We start from the raw sequence: 19,616 nt of genomic DNA on the forward strand, positions 1-19,616 counted from the left end.
TTGAACACCCTGAAGGTTGTCGCGATGTTGACGGGCTGGCTCACCGTCGATCGCTCCTCGCAGGTCTACGGCCGCCACTTCGGCCAACAGATAAAGGTCCCCGTGTGGTCGACGGCAATTGTGGGTGCTGCGAAGAAGATCGTCGTTGATACGGGTATTCATGACCCGGCCTGGGTGTCCAACTTCGTCTGTCCATGCGAGCAGGCGCCCGAACAGCGGCTCGAACGAGCGTTGAAAGAATACGTAGGCTGGAGCGCGGACGATGTCGATATCGTCATCAACACGCATCTGCACTACGACCACTCCGGTGGCAATACGCTCTTTCGAAATGCGCGCTTCGTCATTCAGACTACCGAGTGGGAGTACGCGGGCAGGCCTTTGCCGACACAGGCCACGTACTACCAGGAATTCTCTGGCCGCGAGCCACTCGCGTATTTTCGCTGGCACTTCGTGAACGGCGTCGCCGACATCGTGCCCGGGGTCCGTGTCGTCCCAACACCGGGCCATACGCCCGGTCATCAGTCGGTCGCGGTCAATACCGAAGATGGCGTCGTGATGATTGCTGGCGACTGCGCTAACTGCATGGAGAACATCGTCGATCTCGTGCCGGTGGGCATCGTCCACGAGACGTTCGCCGAACTGCACTCGCTCAAGCGCATCCGGCAAATCGCCGACTTCGTCATTCCGGGCCATGACCCCAACGTTGTGCCCGGGACCTCGGGCATCGAATTACCCGCAAGTGCACGTCTGCAGCATATCGAAAGCTAGATCTTAACCATATGCAGGATAGGAGGAAGACATGAAAGCATTCCAGAACACGATTCAAAATGCGGGCCGGCTCGTGCTTGGCACCGCATTTCTTGCGGCGCTGACCCTGTCAAGCAACGCATCGGCGGCCGACAAGTACAAGGTTTACTTGTCGATGAGCTATGTCGGCAACGACTGGCAGACCGAGGCCGCGAACATGGTTAAGGCGATGGCAGCGACGCCCGCGCTCAAGGACAAGGTGGATCTCGAGGTGCAGGTCGCTGGCACCGATGCACAAAAGCAGATCCAGCAGATCAACTCGATGGTCCAAGCGGGGGCCAAAGCGATCGTTGTTTATCCGATCTCGCCAACTGCCTTGAATCGAGCGATCAAGAACGCTTGCTCGAAGGGCGTCGTGGTAGTTGCCTACGACGCGGAAGTGACCGAGCCGTGCGCGCATAACGTAACCATTGATCAGAAGCAGGCCGGTACCGTGACGGCGGAATGGCTGGCCAAGACCATCAATGGCAAAGGCAACATCGTCATGATCAACGGTGTGCCAGGCACATCAGTGGACCGCGCACGCACTGAGGCCGCGAAGGAAGTGTTCGCGAAGTATCCGGGCATCAAAGTTGTCGCCGAAGGCACCGGCATGTGGAGTCAGGCGACCGCGAAGACCGAGCTCTCGAAGATCCTCGCGACCAACAGCTGGGACAAGATCGACGGGCTGTGGATGCAAGTTGGTTGCTTCACGGCGGCGTCGATGCAGCTCGAAGCCGGCATCGCCGACGACAAGATCAAGCCGTGCGCGGGTGAATCGTCGAACGGGCATCGCGTGCAGATGCTGCCGCCCGGCACCGTGAAGGGCGAGGGCGCGTATCGCTCGATCGGCTATCGCTCGATCTCGTACGGCTCGCCGCCGTACTCGGGCGCGCTGGCGCTGAAGTTGGCCGTCGGCAAGCTCGAGGGCAAGGACTTTCCCGCTCATGTGACGCTCAAGTTGCCGCTTGTTCTGACCTCGGAATCGAAATTGTGTAAGACCGGTTCCATCGATGAACTCAAGGCCGGCTGCACGGCATTTACGTCGGACAAGGTGCCGCCGGGCTGGTTCGCCGACATCTTCTCGGCCGAAACGAGCGAAGTCGGTTTTAACGCAGCACTCAGCGGAAAGCCCGACTGAAAACGCGGCTTAAGGAGAAATGCAATGACGAGCGAATGGGCAATCGATCTGTCGAATGTCACGAAGCGCTTCGGCGCGACCGTCGCGCTCGACAAAGCGTCGTTCCGAGTGAAGCGCGGAGCCGTTCACGCGCTTCTCGGCGAGAACGGTGCAGGGAAGTCGACAACTGTCAAGCTGTTGTCGGGACTGATGCGGCCGGATGAGGGCAGCATCTCCGTGATGGGCCAGGAGGTGACGATGCACGGTCCAAAGGACGCGCATCGTGCCGGTGTGCAAACCGCGTTCCAGGAGATGACACTCGTGCGCGACCTTACGGTCGCGCAGAACCTGCTGATGTCGTACGAACCAACCGGCTGGCTCGGGCGGATCAAGCGCCGCGAGTCGCAACGCCTGGCGGCCGAATGGCTCGACCGGTTGGAACTCCATGAAGTACGCCCGGGCGCGTATATCCGCGACCTCGCATTACCCGTGCGTCAGAAGATTGAGATCGCGAAGGCGATTGTGCGCGGACCGCAGGTCCTGCTGCTCGACGAACCGACCTCGGCGCTCTCGGGGCGCGACGTCGCGTGGCTATCAAGGCGTATCGACGAGATGAAGGCGCGCGGCGTGACCTTCGTCTTCATCTCGCACCGGATGCAGGAAGTGCGCGAGTTCTGCGACAGCCTCACGGTGTATCGAAATGGCAAGGACGTCGGTGCATTCGAGACGGCCAACATCTCCGATGACGACGTGATCCGCCTTGTGATCGGTCGTTCATTGGAGGCAAAGTATCCGCCGAAGGTGCCGGCGCCGGCGCGCAGCGAAACGCCGGCGATGGAGGCGCGGGGCATCAAGGTGGACGGTGTCGTGACCGACTTCAACCTGACGTTAAAGCAAGGCGAGGTTCGTGGTATCGCGGCGTTGCAGGGAATGGGCCAACGCGAGCTGTTCGAGGCGCTCTTTGGTGCCGAGTTCATTGACCAAGGGCAGATCCTGATCGATGGCAAGCCAGTAACGCTGACCTCGACCGCCGACTCACTCAAGGCTGGCGTAGCCACCGCCTTTCTCCCCGAAGACCGCAAAACGGAGGGGCTTTTTCTGCGCCTTCCGGGCGGCGAGAACGTGTCGCTTCCTGTCATCAAACGCTTCTCACGTTTCGGGCTGATCGACCGCAAGCGCGAGCAGGCCGCGATCGCACGCTCGCTCGCTGAGATGGAGGTGAATCCGAGGGCGATATACAAGCCATGTCTGTCTTTCTCCGGCGGCAACCAGCAAAAGATCGCGATGGCGAAGTGGCTGCTCACGAAAAGCCGCGTATGGCTGATGTTTGATCCGACGCGCGGAATCGACGTCGGCACCAAGCACCAGATCTTCGTGCTGATGCGCGCGTTTGCAGCGGCGGGCGGCTCGGTATTGTTCTATTCCACCGATGTGCCGGAACTACTCAACGTCTGCGACCGCGTCTCAGTGATGTATCGAGGGCGCAATGTCGCAGAACTCGAAGGCGACGCGCTGACCGAAGAAGAGGTCATGCGCAAGATGCTGTCGAGCTGAAGTCCGAATCATACGCATCAACCAATCAGAGGTTCCCATGAACAACGCAATTGCTTCGCCCGACAGCGAAATCGTGCGTCCGGGCGCGCGGGTAGGGTTTGGCGCGCGGGTCGATCACTATCGCGGATTGATTATCGCGGTCGGCGCTCTACTCGCAATGCTAATCGCGTGGATCGCGCTTTCTGCGACACGCGTCGGTCTTTACGACATAGGGTCGGTCATTTCGAGCAGTACCACGCTCGCGCTGGCCGCGATCGGACAGACAATCGTGGTGCTCTCCGGCGGCTTCGATCTGTCCGCATCGGCGGTTGTGTCGCTCTCCAACGTTCTCGCCGTGCGCTTCGTACAGGGCACGCCCATTGAGCAATGGGGAGGCGTCGCACTCATCATTGCGATTGGCGGCGGCATCGGCCTTGTCAACGGCGCAGTGATCGCGTGGTTCCGACTGCAATCGATCGTGGTTACGCTTGCCACGATGTTCATGGTGCAGGGGCTCACGCTGCTCATCCAGAATAAGCCCGGCGGTAGCATCGGTGAGCAGTTCGGAGGCTTCATCACCTCGGACCTAATCGCGGACAAAGTACCGATGTCGGCGGTCGTGCTCGTGTTGGCGCTCCTTATTTGGTCGTTCATGAAGCGTACGCGCTTCGGGGTGGGCATCTACGCGCTTGGCAGTGATCCCGACGGCGCTTACGCGAACGGCATGCCGCTCAACCGATATCGGATTTCAACGTATGCGCTCGCAGGCATGTTCTACGCGGCGGCGGGCCTTTATGTATCGGCACAGACGGGGTCGGCGGATCCGCTCGTCGGCCGGCCGCTGCTCCTGTCGATGTTCACGGCCGTCGTACTCGGCGGCACGTGGCTCGGTGGCGGGCGAGGCGGGTGCGTCGGAACGGTGTTCGCCGCGATGACGCTGATGGTCACCGTCAACATCTTGCTGGTTCTGAACGTGTCGGGCGTTCTACACGACGATTGCTGAAGCGGCGATCCTCATCTTGGCTGTGCTCGGCTCGTCGATCGGAAAGGATTCCGCCGCACATCATTGCGCACGGTACGCGTCGCAATGGATGAGAGCGGTGCGAACCGGCACCCGCGTATAGGACGGCGGTGACGCGCGGCGTGTGATTTTCGAAGTGGCGAACTTCCAACCGATCGAAAACAAGGAACTGAAGGGGCGCTTCATCAGCGACTGGATCGAGCGCAATCGCGAATGGGTCAAGTACGTCGTACCCGCATATGCGCTCTTCATCGTCGCCGTTGCGATTACCGGTTTTGTCTACGGCCCCTCGGTCCTGACGAGCGCCAATTTCTATAGCAGTCTACTGACCCTGACGCTCTTTCTCGCAGTCCTCGGTCTTGGTCAGGGTGCAGTGATACTAACGGGTGGACTTGACCTCTCGATGCCATGGTTGATCACGCTGTCGGGCGTACTGCTCACTGGCCTCACATTCGGTGCGAACGGCGCGGCCGCATGGGCGGTGCCCCTGGTGCTGGGCGTTGGCCTGTTGGTTGGCCTGTTCAACGGCCTCGGCGTTGTCGTGCTCGGCTTACCGCCGATCGTCGTCACGCTTGCGGCGAACGGCTTGTTGCAAGGACTTACGCTGATTTACTGCAACGGTTCGCCACAAGGATGGGCACCCTCAGTCATCAGCGAATTCACAAACGGCCACTTCGGTCCGCTGTCGCACGCCGCGTGGAGCGTGCCGCTCTTTCTTGCGGTGGCGCTGTTGCTCTTGCATCGCACACCGTTCGGACGGCGCGTGTATGCGGTTGGCAATTCGCAGATCGCGGCAAAGCTGGCGGGTGTGCGGGTTGGCGCGACGCTGATCGCCGTGTACTGCCTCTCGGGCCTGTGTTCCGCGATCGTCGGGATATTGCTTGCCGGTTTCAGCAGCCAGGCGTTTCTCGGCATGGGAGATCCTTACCTGCTGCCGTCGATTGCAGCCGTTGTCGTGGGTGGTGCGCTGATCACGGGCGGGCGCGGGCACTACCTCGGCGTGTTCGGCGGAGCACTGCTGCTCACCGCGCTCGGCACGCTGCTCGCGGGAACAACTGTGCCGCCAGCTGTGCGCGACATCATTAACGGCGTCGTCGTACTGGCCGCGGTGATCACACTGCGCGACAAGAAAGCATGATTGAGACAGTTGACTTACGACGCTTGGCGGGCCGCGACCCCGCGGCCCGCGCGCAAGCGTAATGCCTCGAGTTTGCTCGCGGGGTCAGAGGACGCGCTCGATTTTCGCTTTGCGCGTCGCCGCTGGCCCTAGACGAAGTAACCCGCGGGGAAGTTGGACCGTTAATGCACGACACACGGAGACAATGATGATTGAAACGCGCTTACTGGTCGATGCCAATAACCATCTTGGCGAAGGGCCTCTTTGGGACGTAAAGGAAGAGCGGTTGTACTGGATTGATAGCACGGCGGCGGAGATTTATCGCTGCCGAGCCGACGGCAGCGCGGTCGAGCGCTTCTTCGTGCCGCACCATATCGGCTCGATGGCGCTGCGCGAGCAGGGTGGTGCAGTTGTAGCGCTCGCGAACGGCCTGAACTTCTACGACTTTGAGAAGCAGACGGTGGAGCTCATCGCCGATCCGGAAAGCGATGATCCGGAGACGCGCTTTAACGACGGCAAGGTTGACCGGAAGGGCCGCTTTATTGCGGGAACCATGGCATACGACTTCGATCGCTATGAGGCAGACCGCGGCCAGCGTTCGACGCGAAGCGGCGCTCTTTACCGGCTCGACACAAACGGCAAGGTCACGCGGCTCGATGGCGGCATTAGTTGCTCAAACGGTCCGTGCTGGAGCCCAGACAACCGCACGCTCTACTTCACCGATACGTACGACAAGCAGATGTACGCTTACGACTACGACATTGAGACGGGTGCAGCGTCCAACCGGCGGGTCTTTGCTTCCGCACGCGACATGGCCGGGACCTTCGATGGTGCAACGGTGGATGCTGAAGGCTTCATCTGGTCCGCGCTCGTATTCGGCGGGCGCATTCTGCGATACGCACCGGATGGAACGCTCGACCGGGTCGTGCCGTTTCCAATACGCAATTTAACGAGCGTGATGTTCGGCGGTCCAGATCTTGACACCCTCTATGTCACGACGATGGGTCGACCGATGTGGGGCATTCCGCAGAAGGAGCGCGACAAGGGCGGTCTGTTTGCCGTGACCGGACTTGGCGTCAAAGGATTGCCAGAGCCTCGGTTTGCGGGGTAGAAGCACACGTTGGATGACGCGGCGGTAAAAGCATGACATATGTTGTGTAGGTTAACGGCGTCCTCTCGAGCGTGCCTACGGTGGGATCGTACCCACCGGCGGTGGCCGAGCAGAGGACGCCGCTTTAAACACCGCTGCGTCAATTCCTAAAATGGTCTACGAACAGCTACATTCACGGGTCGAACCTGAGCCGTTGAATAGACATGCCGCGGATACGACGACTTGCGCAGATGGAGGGGAGTTAAAACTGCGCAATTTGCTTCAGGACTCACCGACTGGATTTGGGTGCCGGACGATGGTCGAAGCGAGGCTCGATGGAGCAACGGTCTCCCTCAAGTTGAGGCGGCCCAGACGAATGGCTCCATTGCCGAGTGCCGAATTAGGTTGCGGCGGAAGGTGAGGCGGTAGCAACGAACGCCTCGCCGTTCCGCAAAGGGGTCGCTCGTCGCGAGCATGTCGCAATCGTCGTTGAGACGCCCAATATGTACGGAGAACGCATGAGCACAGAAATGGTCATTGAGCATGAGCCGGAAGTCGGTTTCGAGGTCGTCAATCGAGTGGCGATCATCACCCTTAACCGCCCGCGCGCTCTGAACGCGCTCTCGCATGAAATGATTGGGCGGCTGTCGCAGGTGTTCGAACGCTGCCGCACCGAAGATGCGATTCTCGCGGTCGTCCTACGCGGCGCAGGCGAAAAAGCCTTCTGCGCTGGTGGTGACATCCGCGCGCTCTACGAGTCCGTGCGGAGTGACGCGACGCGTGACAAGACGTGGCTCCAATTTTTCATTGACGAATACCGCCTCGACTATGCGATCCACAACTTCGAGAAGCCAGTAGTGGCGCTCATGGACGGCATCGCGATGGGGGGCGGTATGGGGCTCGCGCAAGGCGCTGCACTCCGTATCGTGACCGAGCGCACACGCATGGCGATGCCCGAAACGCGCATTGGCATGCTGCCTGATGTCGGGGCGACGTATTTCATGGGTAAGATGTCGCTCGACATGGAGCTGTACGTTGGTCTCACCGGCGCAATGCTCTCCGGTGCCGACGCGGTTGCATGCGGTCTCGCGGATATTTGCGTGCCATCGCTGTGGCTCCGCGACTTCGTGCAGCGCCTTGAGACGCTGCACTGGGATGGCCGTGAAGAGGCAATCGATTCGCTGCGGCGCGCGTTCGTGCCGCCGGCAAACACTGAGGTGTATGCCCAACTCGAAGCGCACCGCGAGCAGATCCGGGCACATTTCAACGCTGCGGACGGCATTGAGTCAATCGTCCGGAGCCTGCAACAGGATACGCCCACAGATTGGTCCACGGCAACGCTCGCCGCACTCACGAGCAACTCGCCATGCATGCTGGAGGTGACCTATCACGCGCTGCTGCGTGGCCGCCAGTTGGCGCTCGCCGACTGCTTTCGCATGGAACTAGGAATCGTGTATCGAGCGATCTCCGAGGGCGATTTCCTTGAGGGCGTGCGTGCTCTGATCGTCGACAAGGACCAACGGCCTCGCTGGAAGCCAGTGACGCTTGCCGAAGTGCACGCCGAACGGGTCCAACACTTTCTGGCATCCCCATGGCCTGGTGACATGCACCCGCTAGAAGATCTTGGCGCATCGTGAACCGAGGTCTGTTGCAGCGGGCCACTGTGGTACGGTGCAATATCGAACCTGGGCCCGGCTTTCCGCGGCGTGTCGCCGAGCCACCTTTCGATTCGACGGGATCTAACGCGATTCGTTTAAGACGCATTCACTCCTCGGGCAACGATTGATCGGTTGGAAACCAGCCCGAGTCAACAGGCTTCTTCATCTTGACCAACTCTCTCATGGCAAAACGCGCGCTCATCATTGGGGCAAGCGGCATCGTCGGCAGCAGTCTGGCCGACCAGTTGCTTTCGACCGGCTGGACGGTTGCAGGACTTTCGCGCGGCCGAACGGCCGTTTCGCCGGCCATAGAATCGATTACAGCCGATCTGACTTCGGCTGACTCTGTTAGCAAGGCGCTCGCCGGCCGAGCGTTCAGCCACGTGTTTTTTACCGCATGGGCTCGCCAGGCGACCGAGAAGGAAAATATTCGCGTGAATGGCGCCATGGTGGCTCATTTGCTAGACGCGCTCGGGCCGTCGGGTGGCGTGTCACACGCGGCGCTCGTCACCGGCCTGAAGCATTACCTCGGGCCATTCGAGGCGTATGCAACAGGTGCTGTGCCGGTCACGCCGTTTCGTGAAGAGCAAGGGCGCCAGCCGGTCGACAATTTTTACTATGAACAGGAAGACCGGCTCTTCGGCGCCGCGCAGCGTTACGGCTTCAGCTGGAGCGTGCATCGCCCGCATACGATCATCGGATACGCTCTCGGGAACGCGATGAATATGGGAGTGACGCTAGCCGTCTACGCGTCGCTTTGCAAACAGGCTGGCGAACCTTTCGTGTTTCCTGGTTCTCCAACGCAATGGAACAGTCTGACCGACATGACCGACGCCCGGCTTCTGGCGCGCCATCTCGAATGGGCCGCGACCTCCCCAAACGCGCGCAATGAGGACTTCAACGTGGTCAACGGCGACGCGTTCCGCTGGAACTGGATGTGGTCGCGAATCGCGGAATACTTCGGCATCGAGGCTGCGCCATTCGACGGCAAGATGCGTCCGCTTGAACACCGGATGCAGGATACGGGCGAGCAATGGTCCAAGATCGCGGCACGGTTCGATCTGGTCGAAACGGATATCGGCAGGCTGGCGTCATGGTGGCACACGGACGCCGACCTTGGCCGTCCGATGGAGGTGCTCACCGATATGACGAAGAGCCGCAAGGCGGGATTCCTGGACTATCAGAGCACGTCCGACGCCTTCTTTGAGTTGTTTGACCGGCTTAAGGTTGAGCGCGTTATTCCGCAATGAACATGACGCACCTAATCAAAATGCCGCGATCTGCCGCCGAGACAGCGTGTCGTCAAATTCCCGACGGCTATGCGGTTTGACACGGTCTCGGCCGGCTGCTGCCGCACAGCCGAGCAGCCGATGCACGCTGCCCGCGCGAACGGCTCGTGGCCATCCGCACGTGAAAGGCCGCCCGTCTCATGAGGCCGGTGACAAATTTAATTACGCTTGTCCAGCAAGGCTGGACCATTACGGGAACGCCGCGTCGTCGCGAGTTGACAGAATTACTGTCTCAACGGTGACAAATTTAATGCGGTCTACGAATGCACGCGGCCGGATCAGAACAAACTGGCTCTCAAGCGGAAGCAGATTGGCCGTATGCGGTCCATCAGCGACGCCCCTCAATTCAGGTGGCGGAGCGCGTGACGTGTGGTAGGAACGCGGATCAGCGGAGATTGGCCGGCAGCTTCCAGGGAAGCAGCGCGTCGTAGTCGTCGGCCGTCTTTGCGAGAGGCAACCGCTGGAACAGCCAGGTGAGGTAGCGATACGGATCGATGCCGTTGGCTTTGGCTGACTCGACCAGCGAATAAAGATTCGCACTCGCATGTGCGCCAGCAACTGTATCGGCAAACAGGAAGCTTTTGCGTGCGACGACAAACGGGCGAATGGAATTTTCGCAGGGATTATGCCGACTCCCGGATTATGCCGCCCATCTTCCAATGTGCAAGGTCAAAAACGGGTGGCGGCCTTATCGGAAGCTTGCGGCGCGGCATAATCAAAAGCTTTTCAGGAAGGCCCGAAATTGGTCCGGTCGTCGAAATCGACCCGGAACCTTGCCCAGACGGAGCGGCATACGCCAAGGCGTAGTCCTTGAGCTCGATGGCGCGCCGAAAATGATGCCGCGCCGCTCATCAACGCGAACCCGCATTGCATGGATTGCCGGCGTCACAGGCGGCATAGTCCGGGAGTCGGCATAATCTGCTCGAGCGCGACGTCCGCCCATTTACGACTGGACGAAAGGCATGGCTGTTCAGCGACACGGTCGCTGGTGCAAAGGCCAGTGCGATCATTTACAGCTTGATGCTGACCTGCCGTGCATGCGGAGTCGAGCCGTATGTGTATCTGCTGCGCGTGCTGACCGAGCTGCCGCAGCGCGCAGCGGATGACGATATCCGTGACCTGCTCCCATTCAACTTCGTGAAGTCGAACGACGCATTTGCGTCAACTTGATCGAGCACAGATCATCCAGTGGTCCGCCGTGGTGCGTGTTAATTCGCGCTTACGATGAACTGGATACGCACCATGCCGGCCGATTTGCCTGGAAGACGCAAGCCGAGGAGGGAATTTTCAAGACTTGCGCCGAGAAAAGCTGCGAGGCGCCGTATCGCTTAGGGCCCACCACAAGAGGATGTTGTCTAGCGAAATGCGCCCCAGTGCCTGATTGGTACAACGCAACGATTTATGTTGCTGCGGTGCGCTTTTGTGCACCGATTCAAACCGGCCAGCGTCGTAGAGGGCCGCGTCCTTTGCTCGTTCCGATCCTTGCATGTCGACCGTGGCTACCGTTGTGACCCTGTTCGTGTCGCGCAGGCCGTGACGTCTATGGCCATTGTCGCCAGCGCCGAGCAAACCTCGAGGAGAGTCAATGCCAAGGTTTGATCAGGAAGATTCAGGACCCGACACGGCCGCATCCGCGCGGAAAGCTTCGGGTCGGCGCGCGTCGAAGGGCAAGACAGTCGCGGTCTTGCTGCCGATGGACGCCGCGTCCATGGCGTTGCAGGACGAAGAGCGCCAACTTCAGATGCGCGCACTCATCCAGTTGGGCAAGGAACGCGGCTACCTGACCCACGCGGAAATCAACGATCACTTGCCCGACAACTTCGCCCAGACTGCGGCGATCGAAACTATTGTCAGCACGTTCAATGACATGGGTGTAGCGGTGTACGAGCAGGCGCCCGACGCGGAAGCGCTGCTCCTGAACGACTCGGCGCCCGCTGCCGTATCGGACGACCAGGCCGACGAGGAAGCGGAAGTCGCGCTTTCGACCGTCGACTCCGAATTTGGGCGCACCACCGATCCGGTGCGCATGTACATGCGCGAAATGGGTGCGACGCAATTGCTGACTCGCGCAGGCGAGGTCGAGATTGCGAAACGCATCGAAGACGGGCTTCACGAGATGATTCAGGCGATTGCGGCGTGCCCGGCGACAATCGCGACGATCCTTGCAAGTGCGGAGCAGGTTGCGGCCGGTGAACTACGCATCGACGAACTGGTCGACGGCCTCAACGAAAGGAACGTAGAGAGCGACTCGTCGGCGTCAGATTCGGCTACTTCGCAAGACGTCGACACGGACACCGGCGGCGACGACGTGGACGCCGATGACGACAGCGATCTCGAAGCAGCAGATGCGAACCAGGCGAACGAAGCGCGCTTGAAACAGTTGACGAGCGACAGCCTCGCTATTTTTGCGCGAGTGGGCGAGTTGTTCGACCAAATGCCGCATACCAGCGCCACGGAAGCCAAGGAGATAGCCGCCTTTGCACGCCTGTGTAGGGAGATTAAGCGCGAACTCGCTCTCATCCGTTTCACGGCGCGAACGATCGACCGGTTGTGCGCCGATGTGCAGCAGCAGGTGGCACACGTGCGCGCGGTCGAGCGGCGCATTTTGCAGATCGCCGTGGACCGGTGCGGGATGCCACGTGACGATTTTATCAAGGCGTTTCCGGGTCACGAGACCGATCTTGATTGGACCGCAAACATGGCGGCGGCGTCACGCGAATACGGCGCCGCACTCGAACGCAGCCTGCCGGCGATCCAGGCCGAGCAGCAAAAGCTGATCGAGATCGAAGTGAACGCGGTACTGCCGCTACAGCAGTTGAAGAAAATCAACCGGCAGATGATGGCCGCCGAGTCGAAGATGCGGCAGGCGAAGCGCGAGATGATCGAGGCCAACCTGCGCCTTGTGATCTCCATCGCAAAGAAGTACGTGAACCGCGGCATGCACTTCCTAGATCTGATTCAGGAAGGCAATATCGGCTTGATGAAGGCGGTCGACAAGTTTGAATACCGGCGCGGCTGGAAGTTTTCGACCTACGCGACGTGGTGGGTGCGCCAGGCCGTGACACGCTCGCTAGCCGATCAGGCGCGCACGATTCGCGTGCCAGTGCACATGATCGAGACGATCAACAAGCTCAACCGCATTTCGCGTGAAATCCTGCAACAGACGGGGCAGGAAGCGCATCCTGCCGTGCTGGCCGAGCGCATGGAGATGCCGGAGGAAAAAATCCGCGACATCCTGAAGATCGCGAAGCAGCCGGTTTCGCTCGAGACGCCGGTAGGCGAAGATGCCGATGCAACGCTTGGCGACATGATCGAAGATCCGAGCGCGTCGTCTCCCGCGGACGCCGCCGTGCATGCCAACATGCGCGCCGCGATCGACGAGGCGCTCAATGCGCTGTCGCCGCGTGAGGCGAAGGTGCTGCGCATGCGCTTCGGGATCGATACCGCGTCGGACTATACGCTCGAGGAACTGGGCAAACAGTTCGACGTCACGCGCGAACGAATCCGCCAGATCGAAAGCAAGGCAATGCGAAAACTCATGCACCCGAGCCGCGCCGACAAGCTAAGAGAGTTTCTCGACCATTGATGATCCGCGATCGCGCACATCGCCAGATCGAGATTTATCGGATGACGAGGAGCGCCCGCGGTCGGTTAGACCGGTGCGCTCGCGTCGCCCATTTCGCATCGTTGAATTTTCAGCGTCTTCAAATCGGCTGCTTGTGTTGCCCTTCGCCGTTCTTCCCGAGGGTTCGCGAAGGGTCAAGGCGCCGGCACAGGTCGTGTCCGAGTGCATTCGCAGAGCTTGTTTGGCGCTGTCGGACTACGAAGGTGAGCTTTTGCGGGGGCGATGTGAGCATCAGGGCAGATCCGGGTAGTCGGAGCGACGTTCGCGTGCTACAAAGTTGATGCTGCGCATAGAATTCGATGCGCGGCGTGATCACTCAAAATGCATGACCTCTAGGAAAAATCAGCAGATGGCAACCGGTACCGTAAAGTGGTTCAACGACGCAAAAGGCTTTGGCTTCATCACACCGGATGACGGCGGTGAGGATTTGTTTGCGCACTTTTCTGAAGTAAAAGCGGACGGCTTCAAGTCGCTGCAGGAGAACCAAAAGGTCAGCTTCGAAGTGAAACAAGGCCCGAAAGGCAAGCAAGCGGCTAACATCCAGCCGCTTTAAGCCCGCACGAGCGTCAGATCTGCTCGCTGCTGGATCCGACGTAGAGTGGCACCGGCTCGTCTCGCCACCCCTCAAGAGCATTACTCACCGCCTTCACGTGCATGTGGTCTGGTGAGTCGAGCCGACGGTTCGCCGCTAAAGTGCGTGACATCATATCGCCTGCACATCTCCAGATAGAGTCTGTATTGGTTCTGTAGCGCTACCCAAGTTGCCACCGTTTGCCAATAAGCGTTCCGGCAAGCTGCGTTGGCGCGACGACGTGTTCAGATTACCCGTCGCCTCTCATTGGTTGCTGCCCCTGTGCGCCGCATCCTGAATCCTGAATCGACATCAAAGAGCAAATCGCCCTGAATGGAAATCAAGCAACCCAGCCTTAAAGAACTGCTCGCGCAGCGCCAAACGCTTCAGCAGCAGGTGGCGGCGGCGCGCCAGCGTGAAGCGGATGTGGTCCTTGCCGACATCGTGCGCAAGATGCACGAATATCAAATCAGCCTTGCGGATCTGATGGGTCGGGACCATGAAAGCCAGAACGTCACGGTGGCCGCTGTGCCGAAGTATCGCGATTTGCAAAGCGGCGCCACGTGGAGCGGTCGAGGACGGGCGCCGCATTGGATTGTCGACAAGAATCGGGACGACTTTCTCGTGCGCGCGTAACGGTGGTTTTTCGAAGCGCGACTCTCCTCGCGCGGTGGTAGCGGGCTATTGTGCTTTCACACCCGACATCGACTCACCGACTCAAAGCGACACCGGTTGCTGCAACAGCTCCAAGGCTTTCAACTCGTCCAGCCGGCCAATACGTGCTTTGCCTGCCAGCGTCTTGATCAGTGCCTCCGCTATCGGTTCGATACCGTCGAGATTTTCCAGGCTGGTCACGGAAGTGAAGGGGCGCTGCATCGGGTGAAGCTGCGGGGCTGCAGCGCCTGGATTCTGCTCGAGCGTTGCCGGGAGCGAAACGTCGCTTTCTCGAACTGAGGGACTGGCAAGCTCAGCGATGGGGGCGCTTGCATGATCTTGGGGGCTAACGACAGTCGCCTCTTCCTCGTGCGAGACACCTCCTGAGTCAGGTGGGCTATCATCGGCACGCGTGCTCGGTCGTTGTTCGTCGTCGGATGCCTTGCCGCGCGAAGTAGGAAGAAGCAAACGGGACACGGGTTCTGGGATCTCTGCCTCCGAGCGTTGAGTGTCCAGCCATCCGGTTGGCAAACCCAGGCGCTCCGTGAAGCGATTCGCTTCCGCATCGTCCATGCGTTTCTTGCCGTATAGCCGATGGGCCATATTGGACCCCGTAAGCCCCATGACCACGCCAAGGGTCACTTTGGATCCCTTGCGGGTCGTGAGAACGTGAAGGTTGGCCCGCCGAATATTCCGAACAGCTTCGCTGTCATTTAAGGCCAGCGGTTGCTGCGGGCTCGCCTTCGCAGAAGTCTTGACGTTCGCAGTCGCGTCTTTTAGAGAGGTGCGAGCGCCTGGCTGCACAGCCGCATTTCTACTCTTCTGGACGACCGTTGGCGATCCGTCAGTTGCTTTCTTTGGCATTTCCGGTTTCTCTGGCAAACGATCTTCAAATAATGGCTGTTGATTGACCTCGGGGATGGAAGCCGGCCTGAACGTTTCGGAGACTACCTCTGGTTCGTCATCCGGTTGAACAAAGTCCAATGGCGATTTCAAACGAGCGATGGTCTCGGGTGCGAGCACAGGATTGGGCTGATCAAAAAATCCGCGCGGCAACCCAAGCGTGGTTTCCATGTGAAAGGCTGTCTCGGGCGTGAAACGCTCGCCCTTAATCAGTTCCGCCACTCGCGTCAGGTTCGAATCCAGTCCCAACGCAATATTCTCTGCACCCACCGCATCGACCAGTAACTGAAACGATCGCGTCTTAAAAATGGAAGCAGTCTGAACGGGGTCTCGAGCAGGAGGTCCTTTCACGTATCCTTGGGCTTGTCGGTTGGGCGGCGTTTTCTTAACGTGGCGCGCTTGACGCTGGCCGTTGTCTCGAGATCCCGAGTACCGCCCGTGCGCTTGACTCATGAACTAGGGCTCCCCGGTAATTGAAACAGTAGTCCTTCGATTATAGACGAGGCAGTGTTGCGGTTTGATTCGCCGAAACCTATACGGGCGGGACATGCGCGCTTTTGTGGCAATCCGCCGTGCGGTGATCGACGTGCGCAATCCGCGGCCCGGGAAATGGTTATCGCGTATGTCTGGTGGCTCACTTTATAACATTCGTGCAGCGGGTTCGCGACCGGCACTACATATGCTACCTGCTACTGTCCGTGGTCTCCGGTCCGGCCAATGCTCCGACGACGAATATCGGCACACGTTTTTTCCGATCGTTACGATGGACGTGTGATCGATGGCGGACGTCGCGGCAGTGCTGTGCGGTGGGTCCAAGCTTAGTCGCGCTTCATATCGTCAGGCGACGAGACGAGCGACCCGCTGGCAGGCCACAGACAAAAGCGGGCGCCTCAATGGCGTCGCGGATGCTCAAGAAAGAAGCGCACCATCTCGGTGCTGGCGTCGGGTCCGGCGGGATCAGTGCAACTTCCCCGCGGGCAGCCGCCCGCCCACGCATGTGGTGCGCCATGGATCGTCCAGAGTTCTGGATTAATGCCGCTCTCCGACTTTAACCGTTTGGCGGTGCACCTGCGCCCGCCTTCTAACCCGTTGGACGCTTGTGTTCGACCTACGCTGAGTCACGGCGTGAAACTCCCGTGTTCAGCGGCCGAGCGGCTGTGACGATCTTTGCGACCGCCGCCGCGTATGTGCTGGATATCGGCGTCGCCACGCTGGCGATTGTCGATCGAGGTCCCGAACTCACCGCCTACTACGCGGGATTGAGATCGCGTTCACCCCGTCCGTTGTACGATCCGGGCGCGTGGTCGTTTGCGAGTTTGGAAAGCCGCCAGCTGGTGGCTTTTTTTTCACTTGAACGAAGTGGCGCAGCCTCGCACTCGCATATAGGCTTGATTTAGGTACCGCACCCCGACCGGCGTGGTTCGGTAAGATGGCGGTCGGTCCAGAAAGAGGAAATCTCGATGAACAAGCAAGAACTGCTCGAAGCGGTCGCGTCGCAGACCGGAACCAGCAAGAGCGCCGCCGAAGAGTCGATCAACGCCGTGTTGGCGACGGTCTTGACGGAGGTGTCCGCGGGCCATGCCGTGCAGTTGATCGGCTTCGGCACCTTCGGGCGCGGCGAGCGTGCGGCGCGCACGGGCCGCAACCCGCAAACCGGCGAAGCAGTCGACATCGCCGCCGCAAAGACAGTCAAATTCACGGCCGGTAAGGCATTCAAGGACGCGGTCAACGCGTCCTGAGGCGAAGGCGCAACGGCCGGCTCAGAACAATTGGCTTTCGAGCGGTAGCAGATTAGCCAGCTTCACGGCCGTCAAGCGCTCGCGCCCATCGGGGTGAATCGACCGAATCATGACGCGCTGTCCGCGGGCATCGCCCAGGATCTCGACGATTCGATCTCGATAGCGGGCGAGCGTCCCGCGAGACGGTTTTCGCTTCGAACGACGGCGGCCGGTCGATGAAGGCATAGCGTAGAAGTTGGCTGCGTTGTGCCATTATGCCAAGTGCCGGCTTCTGTCGTCGATGCGTCCCTTCAGTGCAACGTTGGAAAGATGTCAATGCGTCGCTTTACTGTTCGCACCTCGCCGGTTCATGGGCGCGGTGTTTTCGCGGTCACTCAAATGTCTGCCGGCGAAACCATCCTTGAGTACAAAGGCGAACTCGTCGCCTGGAAGGAGGCGCAACGTCGCTATGAGCGCTCAGCGGCGGAGGACGGGCACACGTTTTTCTTCGATCTCGATGACGGCCGGGTGATCGACGGCGCACAAGGAGGCAATTCGGCCCGTTGGGTGAACCACAGTTGCGAGCCGAACTGTGAATCCGAGCAGCAGGGCAGCCGAGTGTTCTTTCACGCGCTGCGCGATATCGAGCCGGGCGAAGAATTGTTCATTGACTATCGGCTTTCGTCGAGGGGCGTCGGACGCCGTCGCTGAAGAAGCTGTACCGATGTTGCTGCGGCTCGCTTCACTGTCGGGGAACCATGTTGGCACCAGCGCGAGGATGAGCGATGTGTCTGTGTGGCTGGCTATTCGCTAACGCCTTCGACGGCTCAGGTGACGAAGACGACATGCCTGTCCGTCGGACTCGAATGAAAGAAGCTTGCGATCCGGCCTGCGCGGACGCCGGACAAGACTTCGGAGATGCCATTGACTTCGGCGCCGTCCTTTCTTTTGCCGACGACGATCGACGGACCGGATGTGCCCGTCGCGCCGCGCATGAGCCCCATGAGTCGTCGGATGGCGCCTTGCTGCGTCGTGAAATAGTGGTCCATGCGGGCAGCGTAGCTTGCGGTGAAGAGCGAAGCCTAGCTGTTATTGTCTGATCTTTATGTTGGCTAGGACACGTTCGGCTCTGCGCACGCCGATGTAAGGGGAGTGCAAGACCGCGACATGTCGCTTTGGCTCACGGCTTAAGCCGCAATCGGGGCCGGCTAAACACAGGGATTCTCTGTCGGCGTGCTCCTCCGCAGGCCGGGCCTCTAAAGGTTACGCATTCAGGTTTCAGATCTCCCTGAGGATTCACGTCGTCGCGGCACGGCTCCAGTTCTGTGCTGCCAGCACGGCTAAGTCACCCGCCGTCCTTCGACCGGATAGTTGGGATCTGTGTAACCCGGCGTCGAAGCGTGACCCGGAGGAACCAGACTGTCGATAAACTTCTCGTCGTCCGGGCCGAGCTGCAGGGATAATGCGTCCATATAGCTGTCCCAATGCGCTTCCGTGCGCGGACCGGCGATTGCAGAACTCACAAGCCTGTTCTGCAATACCCAGGCAATGGCAAAGGCGATCGAAGTCGTCCCGCGTTCGGCTGCGTGCGCCGCGACTTTCTGCGCGATGGCGAGCGATTCCGGTCGCCACTCGGTCTGCTGGATGCGCTTGTCACCGCGTCCCGCACGCGAGTCGGCCGGCGGTGCTTCGTCGGGTGCGTATTTGCCGGTCAGCACACCGCGAGCAAGCGGGCTGTAGGGCACGACGCCAATCCCGTAATGCCCGGCAGCGGGCATCAACTCCACCTCGGCCGTGCGGTCGACCATGTTGTAGACCGGCTCGATCGCAACAGGGCGATCGATGCCGAGTTGATCGGCCAGCCGCACAACTTCCGCAATGCGCCATGCGCGGAAGTTGGAAAGACCGAAATAGCGCACCTTACCCTGACGAATGAGGTCGCCGATGGCTCGCACGCCTTCTTCCAGAGGCGCGTCGTTTAGCGAACGATGGAAGTAGAGAACGTCGATGTAGTCGGTCCCTAGGCGCTTCAGGCTCGCATCGACCGTCTGGTAGATCCATTTGCGCGACTGGCCCTGTTCGTTGGGACGCGCACTGCCCGACGCCGGATAGCCAAACTTGGTTGCAATGACCCAGTCATCGCGATGCGCGGCAATCGCGCGGCCGACAGTTTCTTCGGATCGTCCCGCGTGATAAACGTCGGCGGTGTCAATGAAATTCACGCCCCGATCGAAAGCCTTGTCGATGATCCGGCGCGAAGTCGTATCGTCCGCTTCGCCGCCGAACATCATCGCGCCCAGACACAGCGGCGAAACTTTGAGGGCGCTGCGGCCCAAATATCTATAGTCCATCCTTATCTCCATGTGGGGCAGCGGCGCCTGAGCGGGCTGCGATTGTTGCCAAATAGAGATGATGATAGGCGGACAGGATCTAGCGATAAAGACCTTTAAACAGGGCGGTTTCAAGGTTGAAGTGCAACAGCGGTTTTAATGTTTAGAGCCATGAGGTTGAGCTGCCGAAGCGAGTGTTGC

15 protein-coding genes and 5 pseudogenes are annotated in these 19,616 nt (G+C 60.0%); 15 read left to right on the forward strand and 5 right to left on the reverse strand.

Features of this window, described 5'->3' with window-relative positions:
* The first annotated feature begins 24 nt into the window (after nucleotides 1-24).
* The 8 genes from AWB82_RS30080 to AWB82_RS30110 all read left to right on the forward strand — a co-directional run bounded on the left by AWB82_RS30080 (nucleotide 25) and on the right by AWB82_RS30110 (nucleotide 9,575).
* Complete coding sequence (locus AWB82_RS30080) at nucleotides 25-768, forward strand: N-acyl homoserine lactonase family protein (RefSeq protein ID WP_456061744.1); 744 nt, start codon at nucleotides 25-27, stop codon at nucleotides 766-768.
* A gap of 31 nt (nucleotides 769-799) precedes the next feature.
* Entirely contained in the window at nucleotides 800-1,927 is a 1,128-nt protein-coding gene (locus AWB82_RS30085; RefSeq protein ID WP_062643071.1) for a sugar ABC transporter substrate-binding protein, read from the forward strand.
* A 24-nt stretch (nucleotides 1,928-1,951) separates the two neighbouring features.
* Nucleotides 1,952-3,460, forward strand: a complete 1,509-nt coding sequence (locus tag AWB82_RS30090; protein ID WP_086972967.1) for a sugar ABC transporter ATP-binding protein — start codon at nucleotides 1,952-1,954, stop codon at nucleotides 3,458-3,460.
* Between the two features lie 37 nt (nucleotides 3,461-3,497).
* The gene (locus tag AWB82_RS38580; protein WP_235023496.1) at nucleotides 3,498-4,442 is read left to right on the forward strand and encodes an ABC transporter permease; all 945 of its coding nucleotides are present in this window, start codon (nucleotides 3,498-3,500) and stop codon (nucleotides 4,440-4,442) included.
* A gap of 142 nt (nucleotides 4,443-4,584) precedes the next feature.
* A complete protein-coding gene (locus tag AWB82_RS38585; RefSeq protein WP_235023497.1) occupies nucleotides 4,585-5,598 on the forward strand; it encodes an ABC transporter permease in 1,014 nt (337 codons plus the stop codon).
* A 187-nt stretch (nucleotides 5,599-5,785) separates the two neighbouring features.
* On the forward strand, nucleotides 5,786-6,688 hold the full coding sequence (locus AWB82_RS30100) for an SMP-30/gluconolactonase/LRE family protein (RefSeq protein WP_086972968.1): 903 nt from the start codon (nucleotides 5,786-5,788) through the stop codon (nucleotides 6,686-6,688).
* A gap of 497 nt (nucleotides 6,689-7,185) precedes the next feature.
* Nucleotides 7,186-8,304, forward strand: a complete 1,119-nt coding sequence (locus AWB82_RS30105) for an enoyl-CoA hydratase/isomerase family protein (RefSeq protein WP_086972969.1) — start codon at nucleotides 7,186-7,188, stop codon at nucleotides 8,302-8,304.
* A gap of 203 nt (nucleotides 8,305-8,507) precedes the next feature.
* Nucleotides 8,508-9,575, forward strand: a complete 1,068-nt coding sequence (locus AWB82_RS30110; protein WP_062643082.1) for an SDR family oxidoreductase — start codon at nucleotides 8,508-8,510, stop codon at nucleotides 9,573-9,575.
* A gap of 424 nt (nucleotides 9,576-9,999) precedes the next feature.
* Here AWB82_RS30110 and AWB82_RS30115 read toward each other — a convergent pair.
* Nucleotides 10,000-10,242 (reverse strand): annotated as a pseudogene (locus tag AWB82_RS30115) (transposase domain-containing protein); the annotation flags it as partial.
* 284 nt (nucleotides 10,243-10,526) lie between these two features.
* Here AWB82_RS30115 and AWB82_RS30120 point away from each other — a divergent pair.
* From AWB82_RS30120 to AWB82_RS30135, 4 genes and pseudogenes are all read left to right on the forward strand, one after another.
* A pseudogene (locus AWB82_RS30120) lies at nucleotides 10,527-10,784 on the forward strand (transposase domain-containing protein); the annotation flags it as partial.
* 415 nt (nucleotides 10,785-11,199) lie between these two features.
* Nucleotides 11,200-13,200, forward strand: coding sequence for an RNA polymerase sigma factor RpoD (gene rpoD, locus AWB82_RS30125; protein ID WP_062644145.1), 2,001 nt, complete (start codon nucleotides 11,200-11,202; stop codon nucleotides 13,198-13,200).
* A gap of 388 nt (nucleotides 13,201-13,588) precedes the next feature.
* Nucleotides 13,589-13,792 (forward strand): cold-shock protein, encoded by a 204-nt coding sequence (locus AWB82_RS30130; protein ID WP_062644147.1) that lies wholly within the window; start codon nucleotides 13,589-13,591, stop codon nucleotides 13,790-13,792.
* Nucleotides 13,793-14,143: 351 nt separating this feature from the next.
* The gene (locus tag AWB82_RS30135; RefSeq protein WP_086972970.1) at nucleotides 14,144-14,446 is read left to right on the forward strand and encodes an H-NS histone family protein; all 303 of its coding nucleotides are present in this window, start codon (nucleotides 14,144-14,146) and stop codon (nucleotides 14,444-14,446) included.
* 81 nt (nucleotides 14,447-14,527) lie between these two features.
* Here the strand turns inward: AWB82_RS30135 and AWB82_RS30140 are convergent, their stop codons facing one another.
* Nucleotides 14,528-15,820 carry a hypothetical protein gene (locus AWB82_RS30140; protein WP_086972971.1) on the reverse strand — a complete coding sequence of 431 codons (1,293 nt, stop codon included), beginning with the start codon at nucleotides 15,818-15,820 and terminating at the stop codon, nucleotides 14,528-14,530.
* Nucleotides 15,821-16,257: 437 nt separating this feature from the next.
* A pseudogene (locus AWB82_RS38590) lies at nucleotides 16,258-16,446 on the reverse strand (poly(3-hydroxyalkanoate) depolymerase); the annotation flags it as partial.
* A 78-nt stretch (nucleotides 16,447-16,524) separates the two neighbouring features.
* On the opposite strand from AWB82_RS38590, the gene AWB82_RS30150 reads away from it, so the two are divergent.
* The 3 genes and pseudogenes from AWB82_RS30150 (at nucleotide 16,525) to AWB82_RS30165 (ending at nucleotide 17,867) form a co-directional block, all read left to right on the forward strand.
* Nucleotides 16,525-16,764, forward strand: a complete 240-nt coding sequence (locus AWB82_RS30150; protein WP_086972972.1) for a hypothetical protein — start codon at nucleotides 16,525-16,527, stop codon at nucleotides 16,762-16,764.
* 48 nt (nucleotides 16,765-16,812) lie between these two features.
* Nucleotides 16,813-17,106, forward strand: a pseudogene (locus AWB82_RS30155) (HU family DNA-binding protein); the annotation flags it as partial.
* Between the two features lie 315 nt (nucleotides 17,107-17,421).
* Nucleotides 17,422-17,867 (forward strand): annotated as a pseudogene (locus AWB82_RS30165) (SET domain-containing protein).
* 45 nt (nucleotides 17,868-17,912) lie between these two features.
* Here AWB82_RS30165 and AWB82_RS30170 read toward each other — a convergent pair.
* Both AWB82_RS30170 and AWB82_RS30175 read right to left on the reverse strand, forming a co-directional pair.
* Nucleotides 17,913-18,134 carry a hypothetical protein gene (locus AWB82_RS30170; protein WP_062639683.1) on the reverse strand — a complete coding sequence of 74 codons (222 nt, stop codon included), beginning with the start codon at nucleotides 18,132-18,134 and terminating at the stop codon, nucleotides 17,913-17,915.
* Nucleotides 18,135-18,425: 291 nt separating this feature from the next.
* A complete protein-coding gene (locus AWB82_RS30175; RefSeq protein ID WP_086972974.1) occupies nucleotides 18,426-19,436 on the reverse strand; it encodes an aldo/keto reductase in 1,011 nt (336 codons plus the stop codon).
* Nucleotides 19,437-19,616: the final 180 nt, after the last annotated feature.

Origin of the sequence: Caballeronia glebae (assembly GCF_001545035.1) — a bacterium.
Classification (GTDB): Bacteria; Pseudomonadota; Gammaproteobacteria; order Burkholderiales; family Burkholderiaceae; genus Caballeronia; species Caballeronia glebae.